A 16263-nucleotide genomic window follows, 5' to 3' on the forward strand; every position below is an offset into this window, starting at 1 on the left:
CTGTGCGCACCGTTGCTATCTGTGTCGTTGCTGGTGCGCACGGCGCACCCTACGGGCTATAGATCACCCATGACCCGGCCGGCGAAGCCGAACACCCGTCGCGCGCCGGCGAGATCAACCAGCTCCACGTCACGACTCTGTCCGGGCTCGAAGCGCACAGCAGTGCCGGCCGGGATATTCAGGCGCATACCGCGAGTACTGGCACGGTCGAACAGCAGGGCGTCGTTGGTCTCGAAGAAGTGGTAGTGCGAACCGACCTGGATCGGACGGTCGCCACTGTTGGCCACGGACAGGGTCAGGGTGCGGCGACCGGCATTGAGCTCGATCTCGCCGTCGGCAATCTGGTATTGGCCGGGAATCATGGTGAAGGCCTCGCAAGCGTCTTGTAGTAGATGGCATTGGCCCGGTAGGTGCCGTCCGGGCCGCAGGCGTAATCGGGTAGGCCACCAATGCACTGGTAACCAAGGTGGCGATAGAGCTGTTCCGCGTCGCTGCCCGCTTCGGTGTCGAGGTAGAGCAGGCCACGTTTGCGGCTCGCTGCTTCCTGTTCGACGGCTTGCATCAGCAGGCGGGCGATACCGCGTCGGCGTGCCTCGCCCAGTACCAGCAGTTTCTGGATTTCCGCGCGGTTCAGGCCGTTGGGTTTCTGGCACAGGCCCAGTTGCACGCTGCCCACTACCTGGCCGTGCTCATGGGCCACCCAGATCAGCAGCGAGCCCTCGTGCAGTGCAGCTTGCACTTGAGCGAAATACTCGGCAGCGGTCTGGGCATCGAGGTCGGCGAGAAAACCCACCGAAGCGCCGTGCTCGACCGCATCGAGTAGCAGGGCGATCAGACCTTGCTGGTAAGCGGCAAAGTCTGTGGGGGCAAGGCGGTGCAGGGTCACATCCACGGGGTCACTCCTTGGCGCCGAGGATCAGTTGCATAAAGGTCAGATCCAGCCAGCGGCCGAACTTGCGGCCTACCTGGGGCATCTGTCCGGTGGTAACGAAGCCGAGGCGCTGGTGCAGGCGGATCGAGGCGGCGTTCTCTGACTCGATGGCGGCGACCATGACGTGCAGGTTGGCGGCGCGGGCGCGTTCTATCAGCGCCTGCATCAGCGCTGGGCCTAGGCCTTGGCCGCGTTGGTCGGCACGTACGTAGACCGAGTGCTCGACGGTCTGACGAAAACCTTCGATGGTGCGCCAGGTGACGTAGCTGGCGTAGCCGACTACCTCGCCTGCGGCGTCATGGGCGACCAGCACGGGAAAACCCGCTGCAGTGCGTTCCGCCAGCCAGGCGCGGCGGTTGGCGAGATCCACCAGGGTCTCGTTCCAGATCGCCGTGGTGTGCTGCACCGCGTCGTTGTAGATGGCGAGGATGCCGGGCAGGTCGGCTTCGCCAGCGTCGACTATGGAATTACTCATGAGTTACGCAATCGGCTGGTGTACGGTCACCAGCTTGGTGCCGTCAGGGAAGGTGGCTTCGATCTGGATCTCCGGGATCATCTCCGGTACGCCTTCCATCACCTGATCGCGGCTCAGCAGGGTGGTGCCGAAGTGCATCAATTCGGCGACCGTTTGACCGTCGCGTGCGCCTTCGAGCAGGGCGGCAGAGATATAGGCCATGGCTTCCGGGTAATTCAGCTTTACTCCGCGCGCCAGGCGGCGCTCGGCCACCAGGCCGGCGGTGAAGATCAGCAGCTTGTCTTTCTCGCGTGGACTCAGATCCATCGTGTTACTCCATTGGGGCGTATGCCTGGCATCGCCGGAATGCGTCGTGGGGTAGGGCGGATGTCGCTTTTTACATCCGCCGTCATGTGCTCCAGATACGGGGTGGGCGTGCTTCACGCCCCAGCAACGCTGGGCGCAGCAGGCGCCAGAGCTCGATCAACCAGGCGCGCGCCTTGAGTGCTTCACTGGCCAGGCAGCGCGCTACAAGCAGGCCTGAAATCTGGCTGAGGTCACCGCGTACACCGTCGATCTTCAGCTCCCGGCAGCGTTCCAGTAAATCACTGTCTACATCGGCGCTGATCAGCAGGGTGGCGAATACCGGCTGGCCGTCGAGGCCTATGGGCGAGTCGAGCAGGCCGTCGCCGCCGCTTACGCGCTGGCGCTCGTGCCACAGCAGTTTGCTGTCACGGCGGACATCCAGCGCGGCCTGGAAGTGGCCGCTGGCAAAACGCTCGTCGGCGGCGGGTCGGCCGAGAGCGACGATGTCCCAGTAGAACAGACGAGCATCGCCGTGCAGGTCGATCTGCGTGTGCAGTTCGGCCTGGGCACCGGCATAGATGATGGTTTCCTGCGGCAGCCATTCAAGGGTCGCGCCGGCGTCGACGCGCAGGCGCAGATCCTGCCGAGCGACCCCGGCCGCGCGATACCACTTGGCCGCGCCTGGGCTGGTGAGCTGCACCCAGGTGTTTTCGCCAGCGTGGGCCGAGATATCCAGAACGTCGCCGCCGGCAATGCCGCCGGGCGGGTGGACGATGATGTGCTGGCACACCTCCGGGCCTTCGGCATACAGGTGCTTCTGCACTCTAAGAGGGCCGAGGTGGCGTCTCTGCACTGGCGTGGTGCGTTCGCCGTGGCGCGCGTAGGCCAGCTCCAGCTCGGCAGACCAGCTTGGCGTGAACAGGGCGGCAGGCAGATTCATGTTAAGGCAGGGGTTCCGCAGGATAGTTGACCGAGTGGGCAAGCAAGAGGCGTGCCCTGAACCAATTCGGTGCGACTTTGCGCCTGCCTGCACCTGTGGCCAGTCGCGGTGCTGCATCTGGCTCTGCCTATCTCGCCTGGCCAGCTCTAGAGTCGGGCGTACGATTCGTGTGGAGCGCCCATGTTCACCTTTATCGCCTTCGCCGCGGGGTTGGTGCGCGGCTACAGCGGCTTCGGTTTCGCCATGCTGATGGCGCTCGGACTGATGCTGCGACTGCCGCCGGCCGAAGCCGTGCCGGTGGCGCTGATTCTCGACGTGGCCTGCAGCGTGACGCTATGGCCGGCGGCGCTACGCGCCGTCCATGGGCGCGTGCTGGGGCGTCTATTGGTCGGCATGCTGCAGGCGGTGCCGTTGGGCGCCTGGCTGCTGCTGTGGCTGCCGGCGCACATCATGGCGCCGCTGGTGGCTGTACTCTGTTTATGCGGTGGCGTGTTGGTGTTGTGGCGGCCCTCCGTCGCCACACCGGTGGGCCAGGGCATGGCCTGGTTGGCGGGTCTGGCATCCGGCCTGGCGACCACCCTGGCCTCGGCCGGCGGCCCGCCCTTGATGATCTACCTGCTGCGCAGTGGCCTCGATGCGCGCCAGTTGCGCGGTACGGCAGTGCTGTTCTTCCTGGCCAGCAGTGGCGCTGCGCTGATCGGACTGGGTGTCGCGGGTGTGCTGAGCGGCGCGCTGTGGCGGCTGGCGCTGGAACTGGCATTGCCGGCGTTGGCCGGTAACCTGCTCGGCCAATGGCTGCACCCGCGCTGGCAGCCGTTTTCGCTGCGGGTGCTGGTCGGTGGTTTGCTGGTGCTGCTGTCGCTGGGGAATCTGTTGCGGGTGTTGTGGGCGTAGGGCAGGGGCATCATCAAACATGGGTGGTCTGGCGGGTTGCACCCGCCCTACGTGAGCTTTATCAGGTGTGCTCTTCAATCGCGGTCGATGGCGAAGGGCGACCAGGCCTGGCGGCTCGGCATGATTTCCAGGCGGTTGATGTTGATATGGTCCGGCAGGGTGGCGACGTAGAAGATCTGCTCGGCGATATCTTCGGCGGTCAGCGGAGTGGTGGTGCCGTACAGCGCGTCGGAGGCAGCCTGGTTGCCCTTGGTGCGCACCAGGGTGAATTCGGTTTCGGCCATGCCCGGCGCGATGTCGGTGACGCGCACGCCCGTAGATACCAGGTCACAACGCAGGTTGAAGCTGAACTGTTTGACGAAGGCCTTGGTGGCGCCATACACGTGGCCGCCTGGGTAGGGCCATTCGCCGGCCACCGAACCGATGTTGATGATGCTGGTGCCCTTGCCGATTTCCAGCAGCTTGGGCAGCACGGCGTGGGTGACGTTGACCAGGCCGGTGACGTTGGTGTCGATCATGGTGTGCCAGTCTTCCAGGGCAACCTTCTGCGCTGCCTCCGGGGCCAGCGCCAGACCGGCATTATTGACCAGCACGTCGATACGGTCGAAGGGGGCTTGCAGGCCGTCGACCAGCGCTTTCACCGCGGCGGCATCACGTACGTCGAGCGCAGCGATATGCACCGGCACCTGGTCCTGCAGTTCGGCCTTCAGTTCTTCCAGGCGCTCCAGGCGTCGGCCGCTGAGTACCAGGGCCCAGCCGGCCTCGGCGAAACGTCGTGCCGTGGCGCGGCCGAAACCGGATGTCGCGCCTGTGATGAATGCCACCTTGCTCATGGATAACCTCGTTTTGCTATCAGGGTTCATGGCCTGCTCCTGCATCCTCTATCGGGCGCAGCTCGAGCAGTCCTTTTGGTGCGGTGCGCCAGTGTAAAACCTTGGCCTAAAGGCCGTGCTCCACAGTTGGCCGCGGATTCATGCGGACAGTTCGAGGAACTTGCGCACGCGTTCGGTTTCCGGATTGGTGAAGAACTTCTCCGGGGCGGATTTCTCGATTAGCAGGCCCTTTTCCAGGAACACCACCTGATCCGACACCGCGCGAGCGAATTCCATTTCGTGGGTGACCACGATCATGGTGTAGCCCTCGCTGGAAAGATTCTTCATCACCGTCAGCACTTCACCGACCCGTTCCGGGTCGAGTGCCGAGGTTGGCTCGTCGAACAGGATCACCTCCGGACTCATGGCCAGGGCGCGGGCAATTGCCACGCGCTGCTTCTGCCCACCGGAGAGGGTGTAGGGAAAGGCCTCGGCCTTCTGTTCCATGCCGACCTTTTCCAGCAGCGTCTGGGCGATGGCGCGGGCCTCGTCCTTGCGCATCTTTTTCACCTGCATCGGTGCTTCCATGACGTTCTGCAGCACGTTCAAGTGCGGCCACAGGTTGAAGCTCTGGAACACCATGCCGGTCTTGGCGCGAATCGCCGCCAGTTCGCGGTTGTTCATGCGCTTGCCCTGGGCGTCGACGCCGATGCGCTGGCCGGCAATGTGAATACTGCCGCGATCCGGCTCTTCGAGCCAGTTGATACAACGCAGCAGGGTGGATTTGCCCGAACCGGAGGAGCCCAGCACGCTGACCACTTCGCCCTTGTTCACGGTCAACGAGATGTCGCGCAGCACCTCGATACCGTCGAAGCTCTTGGAAAGATTGTCGATCTGTACCGCAGGTGCCTCAGGCATGTTCGAAACCTCGTTTAGCGCCGAACCGGCTCGCCCATTTGAGCGCCAGTTCCAGGCAGATGCTGATGATCCAGTAAAGGGCGATGACCACGATGAACGCCTCGGTGGGGATGAAGTAGGTGGCTTGCACCGAGTTGGCCGCAGCGGTCAGTTCCTGCACGGTGATGATGGTGAGAAAGGCGGTGTCCTTCAGCGCGTAGATCAACTGGTTGCCGAGCAGCGGGCGGGTGCGGATCACCAACTGCGGCAGGATGATCCGCCAGTACAGCCGGCCTGGACGAAAGCCATGGGCCTTGGCCGCCTCGACCTGACCGAGTGGCAATACCAGGCGCGCGCCGCGCAGGATCTCGGCGAAGTACGCCGCGTGATAGATGGCCAGCGCCACCAGGCCCGCACCCCAGGCGCTGGGCTTGATGCCCAGGGCCGGCAGGCCGTAGTAGAGCAGGTAGGCCAGCACCAGGAAGGGCAGCATGCGCATCAGGTTGATCGCCCCGCGCAGCAGCGTCGACAACCAGTTGCGGCCCTCCAGCAGGTAAACGCTGAAGCAGCCGATGACGAAGGCCGCCAGCACCGACAGGGCGAACAGGATCAGGGTGTTGAGTGCGCCATTGAGGAAGGCGCCGCGCGCCTCCCAGATGATGCTCCATTCGGTCATGGTCGCGTCCTCACATGGCCAGGCGGTTGGCTTTCTTCTCGGCGATTGCTTGCACCTTGAGCAGCACGCCGATGATCAGCATGTACAGCAGGGCGGCGGCGAGAATCGGTGGCAGCGGCTCGTAGGTCACGGCGCTGATGCGATTGGTCACGCGGGTCAGGTCGACGATGCCGATCACCGCGATGGCCGGGCTGCTCTTGATCAGGAAGGACATCTCGTTGACCAGGCCGGGCAGGCTGCTGGTGATCATCTGCGGCAGCATGATGCGGCGGAAGAACACGCCGTTGGTCATGCCGCAGGCCAGCGCCGCTTCCTTCTGCTCACGAGAGAAACTGATGAAGGCCGTGCGCCAGACCTCGGCATTGAAGGCCGCGGTATTCAGGGTGAGGGCGAGGATTGCCGCCGTGTTGCGGTCCATGGCCAGGCCGAAAGTCGGCGCCGAGAGGAAGATGAACAGCACCAGGGTGACCAGCGGCGTGGCGCGCGCCAGGCTGACGTAGAGCACCAGCGCCTGCTCCACGAAGGGAATGCGCGCCATGCGCAGCAGGGCGATGCCCAGGCCGATGACCACGCCCAGGGCGATGGCGATCGAGGAGATCCACAGAGTCGTCCAGGCGCCTTCGAGCAGCAATAACCAGGCTTGTCCGTTCATGTCGGGCTCCTAGAAAAATGGTGGGGTGTGCCAAGCAAGGTCAGGGCCAGGGCTGGCCCTGATAGACGGCAGTGGGTTGACGATGAGCATGTAGGGTGCGCCGTGCGCACCGAAGCGCTGGCAACGTTGACGCTGGTGCGCGGCGCACCCTACGCGGCCATGTCAGAGAGGTGGCCTCGGCCCGCTGTCACATGCCGGCCAGTTCGTGGAACTGCTCGACCTTGGTGATCGGCTCCTTGGGCATGGCCGGGAAGGCTTCGCCGAACCACTTGGTCTGCAGCTCGGCCAGGCGGCCGCTGTCGCGAACTTCGGTCATGAAGCCGGTGAGGAACTCCAGCAGTTCGGGGCTGCCCTTGGGCACCGGCCAGGCGGCGAAGCCGTCACCGGACACGGCGATGCCCTTGGCGAAGGTGTCGCCGCGGGTCTTGACCAAGTCGTTGACCGAAATCAGCGCGTTGATCACGTAGTCCAGGCGGCCGTTGGCCAGGTCGGCGTAAGCCTCGGGGTAGGACGGGTATTCGGTCACGGTGCCGATTTCGCAGCCCTTGTCAGCCATCATCTTCTTCAGCTCCGGCAGGCGCGCGAGCAGAGCGCTGCCGGCCTGCAGGCCGACGGTCTTACCGCACAGGCTGGCGATATCGCTGAGGCTGTCATCGCCTGCGCGCTTGACGTAGAAGTGCTGCGCCGAGGCGAAGGGCGGGGCGAAGTTGAACACGCGCAGGCGGTCGTCGGTGACCAGGGCGCCGGTGAAGGCCATGTCGTACTGGCCGGACGAAACCGAGGCGAGCAGGCCGGTCCAGGGCAGGATTTCCTGCTTCACATCGAAGCCCTGGGCCTTGGCATAGGTCTTCAGGTCTTCAAGTAGTTCCTTGTGGAAACCCTCCGGCTTGCCGTCGACGATGAAGTTGAACGGCGCGTAGTCATCCTCGGTGGCCACAGTCATCACGCCCTTGGACTTGATGTCGTCGAGGTCGGCGTGGGCGCTCAGCGAGGCGCCGACCAGGCAACTGGCCAGGGCCAGCTTGCGCAGCAGGCCGAAGGGTTTGGAATCGGTTTTCGATGGCTTCATGGGCGTGCTCCAGAGGTGTCGACAAGGGTTGTCCAGGCCGCTCGGCGGCGGTTTCGTTTTCACCTTAGAGACGCCTGACGAGCCGGCGATAGGGGCAGTTCCGGCCTTTGTTCTGGCCAGCGACAGTGGCGCGCTACTTGCTACATCACAGGGTTGTTTGGCTGTTGGAGGGCGCCATGATCGATCACTTTTACCATCTTGATTTCGACCGTCAGCGCGGCCTTCAGGAGCAGCTTCGCGAGTCGCTGGTGTCGGCCATTCTTGGCGGCGGTTTCCCGGCCGACGAGCCGCTGCCATCGTGCCGCAAGCTGTCACAGCAGTTGTCTGTGTCGCGCAATACCGTGGCGTTGGTATACGAGAGCCTGCTCGACAACGGCTACCTGGTCAGCCGCCCGCGCAGTGGCTATTACCTGCACCCCGATTACTGCGGGCAGACCGATGCCGTGCTGCGTATGACGCCGCTGCGCAAGCCGGAACCATCCGATGACAGCAGCGCCGCCACTGCCCCGGATTGGGCCGCGCGCTTTCGTATGCAGCCCAGTTTGAAGCACGGCGTGTTGCGCCCGAGCAACTGGAGCCGCTTCACCTACCCGTTCATCTACGGCCAGCCGATCAGCGAGCTGTTCCCGCTGGAGCGCTGGCGTGAGGTATCACGCAAGAACCTCAGCGGTGAGCGCGACCAGCTCTGGCTGGGCGACCGTTTCGACCGTGACGATGAGCAACTGATCGAGCAACTGCGCACCCGCGTGCTGCCCAAGCGCGGTATCTGGGCGCGTGCCGACGAAATTCTGGTGACCCTCGGTTCGCAGAACGCGCTCTATCTGCTGGCCAGCCTGCTGATGGCGCGCGGTGTGCGCGTTGGCGTGGAGAACCCTGGCTTTCGCGATGCGGCGAGCATATTCGACATCCACGGCGCCAAGGTGCACCTGCAGGATGTCGACGATCAGGGCCTGGTGGTGGACCGGCGCCTGGATGACTGCCAGTACCTCTACGTAACGCCGGGGCACCAGGTGCCCACCGGCGTGGCGATGAGTGCGGCACGGCGCGAGCAGTTGCTGCGGCAGATTCGTGAGCACGACCAGGTGCTGATCGAGGACGACTACGACGCCGAATTCAACCTCGACAACCACCCACTGCCGGCGCTCAAGGCCAGCGACAGCAGCGGCCGGGTGATCTACCTGAGCAGCCTGTCCAAGGCCTTCTCGCCGGGGCTGCGGATCGGCTACATGGTCGCCGACGCCGAGCTGATCGATGAGCTCCGCGCTCTGCGCCGGCTGATGTACCGCCATCCGCCGCTGAACAACCAGCGCATGCTCGCCGACTTCCTCGCCCAGGGGCATTACGACGCGCACCTGCGGCGTTTTCGCGAGGAACATTGCCGCCGTCGCGAGCTGCTCTACCAGGCGCTGCGCAGCGACCTGAGCGACTGCCAGCCGATGGGTAGCCCGGGTGCCAGCGCCTGCTGGCTGGCCGCGCCGCGCGGTGTCGATACCCAGCGCCTGGCCTGGGCGGCGGCGCAGCAGAGCGTGTTGATCGAATCCGGGGCGCAGTTCTTCCTTGGCGAGGGTGCCGCGCCGACCAACTTCATGCGTCTGGGTTTCCATGCTATCGATGCCGAACGCATTCGGCCTGGCGTGCAGAAGCTGGGAGAGGTGTTGGCGGGGTTGTGAAGAGCGGTCGCGGCTAAAGCCCCTCCCACAAATGCTCCGTGACTCTGTGGGAGGGGCTTTAGCCGCGACGGTTATCAGGCAAAGCGCGGTGCGAACAGGGCGAACACTTCATCGAAAATCGCCAGCGCCTCGTTTACCTGCGCGGCGCTGACGATGCACGGCGGCACCACATGGATGCGGTTCTCCACCACGAAGCTGAGCAGCCCGCGCGCGGTCAGCGCAGCCTTCATTTCCTGCATCACCGCTGCCGGCATCGGCGTCTTCTTCTGTACGTCGCTGACGAATTCCAGTGCCCAGAACAGGCCGGCACCACGCGCCTCGCCGATCATCGGGTAGCGCTCGGCCAGTTTCTTCAGGCCCGGGCCGAGCACCTGGGCACCTATATCACGGGCATTCTCCACCATGCCTTCCTCGCTCATCGCATCCAGCGTGGCGACGATGGCGGCCATGGCCAGCGGGTGGCCGGAGTAGGTCAGGCCGCCGGGGAAGAAGTGGTTGTCGAAGTGCTCGCAGATCGGCTGGGAGATCATCACTCCACCGGCCGGCACATAGCCGGAGTTGACGCCCTTGGCGAAGACGATCAGGTCTGGCACCACGCCGAAGTGTTCCAGTGCCAGCCAGGCGCCGGTGCGGCCGAAGCCGGCCATCACTTCGTCGCAGATCAATAGGATGCCGAACTCGTCGGCCAGTTTGCGCACGCCCTGCATATAGCCTTTCGGCGGCACCAGAATGCCGGCGGTGCCGGGAATGCTCTCCAGCAGGATGGCGGCGATGGCACCCGGCCCCTCGCATTCGATGACCCGGCGCAGGTGCTGCAGGGCGCGCGCGCATTCCTCTTCCTCATTCGCGGCGTTGAATTCGCTGCGGTACAGGTAGGGGTTGAAGAAGTGCACGTGGCCGCGGGCGTATTCGTTGGGCACACGGCGCGGGTCACCGGTGGCGACGATGGCCGCGCCGGTGCTGCCGTGGTAGGAGCGGTAGGCGGAGAGAATCTTGTCGCGGCCGGTGTACAGGCGTGCCATGCGCATGGCGTTCTCGTTGGCATCGGCCCCGGCGTTGGTGAAGAACACCTTGGAGAAACCGGCCGGCGCGCGGGCGAGAATGCGCTTGGCCGCTTCGCCACGCATCAGGTTGGCGGTGGCTGGGGCGATGGTCACCAGGCTGCCGGCCTGTTCCTGGATGGCGGCGATGACCTTCGGGTGCTGGTGGCCGATATTGGTGTTGACCAGTTGGCTGCTGAAATCGAGGTAGCGTTTGCCGTCGTAGTCCCACAGCGTGCAGCCCTCGCCGCCGGCGATCACCAGCGGGTTGAGGGCGCCCTGGGTCGACCAGGAGTGGAAGACGTGCTGGCGATCCAGATCGTGGACGTACTGGTTGCTGATCGGTGTGCTCATGATGACCTCGGGCTGGCCGTTGCGGATGGCTGCACCTTAGGAACAAAGCGGCCGTTGGCCGTAGGGCCAGATACCGGAAGTGGCCGGGTCAGCGCGTCTGGCTCACCGACGTCGGGCAACTGTCCCTAGGCGACCTGTGTGCACAGGCTAGGCTGGAGGCATCCGTTTTCAGGAGTGAAACCATGGCCCACGCATTTGAAATCAACACCGCTCCGCTGGTGTCCACTGAGGGCCTGAACAGCCCCGAGATCGCCCAGGCGCGTATCGACCTGGCCGCCTGCTTTCGCATGGCGGCACGCCTCGGTATGGGTGAAGGCATCTGCAATCACTTTTCCGTGGTGGTGCCGGGGCGTGGTGACCTGTTTCTGGTCAATCCCTATGGCCTGGCCTTTGCCGAGGTCACGGCCTCGTCGCTGCTGATCTGCGATTTCGATGGGCGCGTGGTGTTGGGCGAGGGCCGCCCGGAGGCGACGGCGTTTTTTATCCATGCCCAGTTGCACCGCCTCAACCCACGCGCTACGGCAGCCTTTCACACCCATATGCCCAACGCCACGGCGCTGTGCATGCTGGAGGGTGAGCCCTTCGTCTGGGCCGGGCAGACCGCGTTGAAGTTCTATGAGCGCCTGGCAGTGGATGAGGACTACCGGGGGCTTGCGCTGAACTATGCCGAAGGCGAGCGCATCGCCCGGGCAGCAGGTGATGCCGATGTGGTGATGCTGAAGAACCACGGCCCGCTGGTGCTGGGGCCGAGCATTGCCGAAGCCTGGGACGATCTCTACTACCTGGAGCGCGCTGCCGAGGTGCAGCTCAAGGCCATGGCCAGCGGTCGGCCGTTGAAGGCGGTGATACCGGCGATTGCCAGTGCGGCGTGCCGGCAGATGCTGCAGGGCAACGCCGAAAGCGCGCACCTGCATCTTGAGAGCGTGAAACGCCAGTTGCTGCGCGAGGGGGCGGATTTCGCCGAGTAACTGGTTGGTGGGCGGGTGAGGCGTCGCCCACCCTACAAATCGCTCGCTTGCCGTAGGGTGGGCTTCAGCCCACCAATGGACACCCCCGGATATTTCTGGCGGGTTGCACCCGCCCTACGTTGCGCATCAGATCGCTACCAGCCCGCGCACGCCTTCGGCTTCCATGTTCGCGCCACGACCCTGCTGGACGATCTCGCCACGGCTCATCACCAGATACTGGTCGGCCAGTTCGGCGGCGAAGTCGTAGAACTGTTCGACCAGCAGGATGGCCATGTCGCCTCGGGCGGCGAGCTTCTTGATCACCGCGCCGATCTCCTTGATCACCGAGGGCTGGATGCCTTCGGTGGGCTCGTCGAGGATCAACAGGCGCGGCTGGCTGGCGAGGGCACGGCCGATGGCCAACTGTTGTTGCTGGCCGCCGGACAGGTCGCCGCCACGGCGATGCTTCATCTCGCGCAGCACCGGGAACAGCTCGTAGATGAATTCAGGCACGGCCTTGGCCTGGCTGCCGGGAAAGCGCGACAGGCCCATCAGCAGGTTCTCTTCCACGGTCAGACGACCGAAGATCTCGCGGCCCTGGGGTACGTAGGCGATGCCGGCGTGTACGCGCTGGTGCGGTTTGAAGCCGGTGATGGCCTTACCTTCCCATTGCACGCTGCCGTCCTTGGCCGGGATCAGGCCCATCAGGCACTTGAGCAGGGTGGTCTTGCCCACGCCGTTGCGGCCGAGCAGGCAGGTGACCTCGCCGACCTTCACGTCGAACGACAAGCCACGAAGGATGTGGCTGCCGCCGTAATACTGGTGGAGTTGTTGGACTTGCAGCATATCGATGTCCTTAAGCATGCGGTGCGCGCGGCGCACCCTACGGAGCGCCAGCCTTCTCCCCTCTCCCGCTTGCGGGAGAGGGGCCGGGGGAGAGGGGCTTTTCAGCGACCCAGATAAACCTCGATCACCCGCTCGTCGTTCTGTACCTGCTCCAGCGAGCCTTCGGCCAGTACGCTGCCCTGGTGCAGCACGGTGACGTGGTCGGCGATGGAGCCGACGAAGCCCATGTCGTGCTCGACCACCATCAGCGAGTGCTTGCGTGCCAGCGACTTGAACAGCTCGGCGGTGAACTCGGTCTCGGCATCGGTCATGCCGGCCACCGGCTCGTCGAGCAGCAGCAGGTGCGGCTCCTGCATCAGCAGCATGCCGATCTCCAGGAACTGCTTCTGGCCATGGGAGAGCAGGCCAGCCGGACGGTTGCGCGAGGCTTCCAGGCGGATGGTGGTCAGCACTTCCTCGATGCGATCCTTCTGCTCGCCGCTGAGTCTGGCGCGCAGGCTGGCCCATACCGATTTGTTGGTCTTCTGCGCCAGTTCCAGGTTCTCGAACACCGTCAGCGCTTCGAACACCGTGGGCTTCTGGAACTTGCGGCCGATGCCGGCCTGGGCGATCTCCACCTCGCTCATGCTGGTGAGGTCGTACTGTTCGCCGAAGTAGGCCACGCCGTTGTCCGGCCGGGTCTTGCCGGTGATCACGTCCATCATGGTGGTCTTGCCGGCGCCGTTGGGGCCGATGATGCAACGCAGCTCACCGACGCCGATATACAGCGTCAGGTTGGTCAGCGCCTTGAAGCCATCGAAGCTGACGTTGATGTCTTCCAGGGTGAGGATGGTGCCATGGCGGACGTTTACGCCCTTACCGACGTTCTTGCCGGTGTCCAGCGCCAGGCCGGTGGGGTCGAAGGCGGCTTCGAGCATGGTTTCAGGGACCGGAGTGGCTTTCATTGATCCTTCTCCTTGCGCAATAGGCCGACGACGCCGCGCGGCAGGAACAGGGTAACGACGATAAACAGCGCACCGAGCGCGAACAGCCAGTATTCCGGGAAGGCCACGGTGAACCAGCTCTTCATGCCGTTGACCAGACCGGCGCCGAGCAGCGGGCCGATCAGCGTGCCGCGACCGCCCAGGGCGACCCACACGGCCGCTTCGATGGACTGCGTCGGCGCCATTTCGCTGGGGTTGATGATGCCCACCTGCGGCACGTACAGCGCGCCGGCCAGGCCGCACAACACCGCGCTCAATACCCAGATGAACAGCTTGTAACCGCGTGGGTCGTAGCCGCAGAACATCAGGCGGTTCTCGGCGTCACGCAGGGCGGTGAGCACCCGGCCGAACTTGCTGCGTGCCAGGCGAAAGCCCAGGTACAGGCTGCCCACCAGCAACACCACGGTGGCGAAGAACAGCACGGCGCGGGTGCCCTGCGCCGTGATGTCGAAGCCGAGGATGCGGGTGAAACCGGTAAAGCCGTTGTTGCCGCCGAAGCCGGTTTCGTTGCGGAAGAACAAGAGCATGCCGGCGAAGGTCAGCGCCTGAGTCATGATCGAGAAGTACACGCCCTTGATCCGCGAGCGGAAGGCGAAGAAGCCGAACACCAGCGCCAGCAGGCCGGGCGCCAGCACCACCAGGCACATCGCCCAGAGGAAGCTAGAGGTGCCGTACCAGTACCAGGGCAGCTCGTTCCAGGCCAGGAAGCTCATAAAGGCCGGCAGCCCGTCACCAGCGCTCTGGCGCATCAGGTACATGCCCATGGCGTAGCCGCCGAGGGCGAAGAACAGGCCGTGGCCCAGCGACAGCATGCCTGCGTAGCCCCAGACCAGATCCAGCGCCAGGGCGACGATGGCGTAGCAGAGGATCTTGCCCACCAGCGTCAGCGAATAGGCCGAGACGTGCAGGGCATGGTCGGCCGGCAGCAGGTGCAGCAACGGCATGGCGAGCAGCACGGCCAGCACCAGCAGGCCGACGGCGATGGAAACCTTCGGGCCGAGCTTGGCGCTGGCGCGGGCCAGCAGCGTTTGATTTATCGCATTCATCAGTCGATCACTCGTCCTTTAAGCCCGTAGGGCGGGTGCAACCCGCCGCTGCAGTGATGGCGTTCGGTCTGTCTGGCGGGTTTCACCCGCCCTACGCCCGTTGGCGCAATAACGGTCGCTGGTCATCAGTCGATCACCCGTCCTTTGAGAGCGAAGAGGCCTTGCGGGCGTTTCTGGATGAACAGAATGATCAGCGCGAGGATGAGAATCTTGCCGAGTACGGCACCGATTTGCGGCTCGAGGAATTTGTTCACCACGCCCAGGCCGAAGGCGGCCAGCACGCTACCGGCCAGTTGGCCGACTCCGCCGAGTACCACCACCAGGAACGAGTCGATGATGTAGCTCTGACCGAGGTCGGGGCCGACGTTGCCGATCTGGCTCAGGGCCACGCCGCCGAGGCCGGCGATGCCTGAACCGAGGCCGAAGGCCAGCATGTCCACGCGCCCGGTGGGCACGCCGCAGCAGGCGGCCATGTTGCGGTTCTGCGTCACCGCGCGCACGTTCAGGCCCAGGCGCGTCTTGTTCAGCAGCAGCCAGGTCAGGACCACGACGAACAAGGCGAAGCCGATGATGACGATGCGGTTGTACGGCAGCACCAGGTTCGGCAGCACTTGCATGCCGCCGGACAGCCAGGCCGGGTTGGCCACTTCGACGTTCTGCGCACCGAAGGTGACGCGCACCAGCTGGATCAGAATCAGGCTGATGCCCCAGGTGGCCAGCAGGGTTTCCAGCGGCCGGCCGTAGAGATGGCGGATCACCGTGCGCTCCAGGGCCATGCCGATGCAGGCGGTGACCAGAAAGGCGATGGGCAACGCGGCCAGCGGGTAGAGCGTGAGGTATTCGGGGGCCAGGCGCTGGAAGCTCAGCTGCACCACGTAGGTGGTGTAGGCACCGAGCATCAGCATCTCGCCGTGGGCCATGTTGATCACCCCGAGCAGGCCGAAGGTGATGGCTAGACCGAGTGCGGCCAGCAGCAGGATCGAACCCAACGACAGGCCGCTGAAGGCCTGGCCGAGCAGTTCGCCGATCAGCAGTTTGTTCTTCACCTGGGCCAGGCTCTGCTCGGCAGCGGCGCGCACGGTGGCATCGCTTTCTTCGCCATCGAGCAGGCTTTGCAGGCGTGTGCGCGCCAGCGGGTCGCCGGTCTTGCCCAGACGCTCCACGGCAGCCAGGCGCACGGCCGGGTCGCTGGCCTCCAGCTGCAGGTTGGCCAGGGCCAGGGTAATGGCGTCACGCACGTTCTCGTCGGCTTCCATGCTCAGGCGGTTTTCCAGCAGCGGCAGCAGTGCCGGCGGCGTATTGCGTTGCAGTTGCTTGGCCGCAGCGAGGCGCACGGCAGCATCATTATCGAGCAACTGATGGCTGGCCACGGCGAAGGCGATCAGGCCGCGCAGGCGGTTGTTCAGGCGCAGTTTGCGTGGCGTGCCATTGGCCTCGGCTGCGCCATCGGCGGCCTGCCAGGTGCCGTCCTGTTCGATGAAGGCGCGTTTGTCGGCATCGCTGCCGACGCGGCCCTGCTGCAGGGCTTGCAACAGCGGCATACGCTCGGGGCTGGGCGCGGCGGCCCAGTCCTGCAGCAGTTTGGCCTGTTTGCTGGCGTTGGCAGCGACGAAATCGTCGGCCTCGCCAGCCTGCGCCGCCAGTGGCAGCAACAGCAACAGGCTCAGGAGAATTCGGGTAAGGGCAGTGGGCATAAGGGTGTCCTTGGCGTAGCCCGGATGACGTCCGGGGCGAGCTTCCCGGATT

At 64.7% G+C, this 16263-nt stretch carries 18 protein-coding genes; 3 read left to right on the forward strand and 15 right to left on the reverse strand.

The features are described from left to right. Positions 1-56 precede the first annotated feature (56 nt). From BLS08_RS17060 to BLS08_RS17080, 5 genes are all read right to left on the reverse strand, one after another. Positions 57-362 (reverse strand): urease subunit beta, encoded by a 306-nt coding sequence (locus tag BLS08_RS17060; RefSeq protein ID WP_017678728.1) that lies wholly within the window; start codon positions 360-362, stop codon positions 57-59. Continuing rightward, positions 359-892, reverse strand: a complete 534-nt coding sequence (locus BLS08_RS17065; RefSeq protein ID WP_017678729.1) for a GNAT family N-acetyltransferase — start codon at positions 890-892, stop codon at positions 359-361. The genes BLS08_RS17060 and BLS08_RS17065 overlap by 4 nt, the downstream gene beginning before the upstream one ends. A gap of 4 nt (positions 893-896) precedes the next feature. Then, positions 897-1406 carry a GNAT family N-acetyltransferase gene (locus BLS08_RS17070; protein WP_017678730.1) on the reverse strand — a complete coding sequence of 170 codons (510 nt, stop codon included), beginning with the start codon at positions 1404-1406 and terminating at the stop codon, positions 897-899. Between the two features lie 3 nt (positions 1407-1409). Beyond that, positions 1410-1712, reverse strand: a complete 303-nt coding sequence (gene ureA / locus BLS08_RS17075; protein ID WP_017678731.1) for an urease subunit gamma — start codon at positions 1710-1712, stop codon at positions 1410-1412. An 82-nt stretch (positions 1713-1794) separates the two neighbouring features. Then, positions 1795-2631 carry an urease accessory protein UreD gene (locus BLS08_RS17080; RefSeq protein WP_017678732.1) on the reverse strand — a complete coding sequence of 279 codons (837 nt, stop codon included), beginning with the start codon at positions 2629-2631 and terminating at the stop codon, positions 1795-1797. A 180-nt stretch (positions 2632-2811) separates the two neighbouring features. Between BLS08_RS17080 and BLS08_RS17085 the strand changes: the two genes are divergently transcribed. Then, positions 2812-3525, forward strand: a complete 714-nt coding sequence (locus BLS08_RS17085; RefSeq protein ID WP_017678733.1) for a sulfite exporter TauE/SafE family protein — start codon at positions 2812-2814, stop codon at positions 3523-3525. A 74-nt stretch (positions 3526-3599) separates the two neighbouring features. Here the strand turns inward: BLS08_RS17085 and BLS08_RS17090 are convergent, their stop codons facing one another. From BLS08_RS17090 to BLS08_RS17110, 5 genes are all read right to left on the reverse strand, one after another. Then, positions 3600-4358: an SDR family NAD(P)-dependent oxidoreductase gene (locus BLS08_RS17090; RefSeq protein WP_017678734.1), complete on the reverse strand. Its 759-nt coding sequence runs from the start codon at positions 4356-4358 to the stop codon at positions 3600-3602. A 138-nt stretch (positions 4359-4496) separates the two neighbouring features. Next, positions 4497-5255 carry an amino acid ABC transporter ATP-binding protein gene (locus BLS08_RS17095; protein WP_017678735.1) on the reverse strand — a complete coding sequence of 253 codons (759 nt, stop codon included), beginning with the start codon at positions 5253-5255 and terminating at the stop codon, positions 4497-4499. Then, positions 5248-5910 carry an amino acid ABC transporter permease gene (locus BLS08_RS17100; protein ID WP_017678736.1) on the reverse strand — a complete coding sequence of 221 codons (663 nt, stop codon included), beginning with the start codon at positions 5908-5910 and terminating at the stop codon, positions 5248-5250. The genes BLS08_RS17095 and BLS08_RS17100 overlap by 8 nt, the downstream gene beginning before the upstream one ends. Positions 5911-5920: 10 nt before the next feature. After that, positions 5921-6562 (reverse strand): amino acid ABC transporter permease, encoded by a 642-nt coding sequence (locus tag BLS08_RS17105; RefSeq protein WP_017678737.1) that lies wholly within the window; start codon positions 6560-6562, stop codon positions 5921-5923. Positions 6563-6749: 187 nt separating this feature from the next. Continuing rightward, complete coding sequence (locus BLS08_RS17110) at positions 6750-7631, reverse strand: transporter substrate-binding domain-containing protein (RefSeq protein WP_017678738.1); 882 nt, start codon at positions 7629-7631, stop codon at positions 6750-6752. A gap of 176 nt (positions 7632-7807) precedes the next feature. Here BLS08_RS17110 and pdxR point away from each other — a divergent pair, with 176 nt between their 5' ends. Then, complete coding sequence (pdxR, locus tag BLS08_RS17115) at positions 7808-9301, forward strand: MocR-like pyridoxine biosynthesis transcription factor PdxR (RefSeq protein ID WP_017678739.1); 1494 nt, start codon at positions 7808-7810, stop codon at positions 9299-9301. Positions 9302-9375: 74 nt separating this feature from the next. Here the strand turns inward: pdxR and BLS08_RS17120 are convergent, their stop codons facing one another. Next, positions 9376-10695 carry an aspartate aminotransferase family protein gene (locus BLS08_RS17120; RefSeq protein ID WP_017678740.1) on the reverse strand — a complete coding sequence of 440 codons (1320 nt, stop codon included), beginning with the start codon at positions 10693-10695 and terminating at the stop codon, positions 9376-9378. A 182-nt stretch (positions 10696-10877) separates the two neighbouring features. On the opposite strand from BLS08_RS17120, the gene BLS08_RS17125 reads away from it, so the two are divergent. Then, a complete protein-coding gene (locus tag BLS08_RS17125) occupies positions 10878-11663 on the forward strand; it encodes an aldolase (protein ID WP_017678741.1) in 786 nt (261 codons plus the stop codon). Positions 11664-11789: 126 nt separating this feature from the next. Here BLS08_RS17125 and urtE read toward each other — a convergent pair whose 3' ends face one another. The 4 genes from urtE to urtB form a co-directional block, all read right to left on the reverse strand. Further along, the gene (gene urtE / locus BLS08_RS17130; RefSeq protein WP_017678742.1) at positions 11790-12488 is read right to left on the reverse strand and encodes an urea ABC transporter ATP-binding subunit UrtE; all 699 of its coding nucleotides are present in this window, start codon (positions 12486-12488) and stop codon (positions 11790-11792) included. 101 nt (positions 12489-12589) lie between these two features. Continuing rightward, positions 12590-13432, reverse strand: coding sequence for an urea ABC transporter ATP-binding protein UrtD (gene urtD / locus BLS08_RS17135; RefSeq protein WP_017678743.1), 843 nt, complete (start codon positions 13430-13432; stop codon positions 12590-12592). Next, positions 13429-14517, reverse strand: coding sequence for an urea ABC transporter permease subunit UrtC (gene urtC, locus BLS08_RS17140; protein WP_017678744.1), 1089 nt, complete (start codon positions 14515-14517; stop codon positions 13429-13431). Before urtC ends, urtD begins: the two co-directional genes overlap by 4 nt. A 125-nt stretch (positions 14518-14642) precedes the next feature. Beyond that, positions 14643-16211: an urea ABC transporter permease subunit UrtB gene (gene urtB / locus BLS08_RS17145; RefSeq protein ID WP_017678745.1), complete on the reverse strand. Its 1569-nt coding sequence runs from the start codon at positions 16209-16211 to the stop codon at positions 14643-14645. Positions 16212-16263: the final 52 nt, after the last annotated feature.

The organism is Ectopseudomonas chengduensis, assembly GCF_900102635.1.
In the GTDB taxonomy this organism is placed as follows: domain Bacteria; phylum Pseudomonadota; class Gammaproteobacteria; order Pseudomonadales; family Pseudomonadaceae; genus Aquipseudomonas; species Aquipseudomonas chengduensis.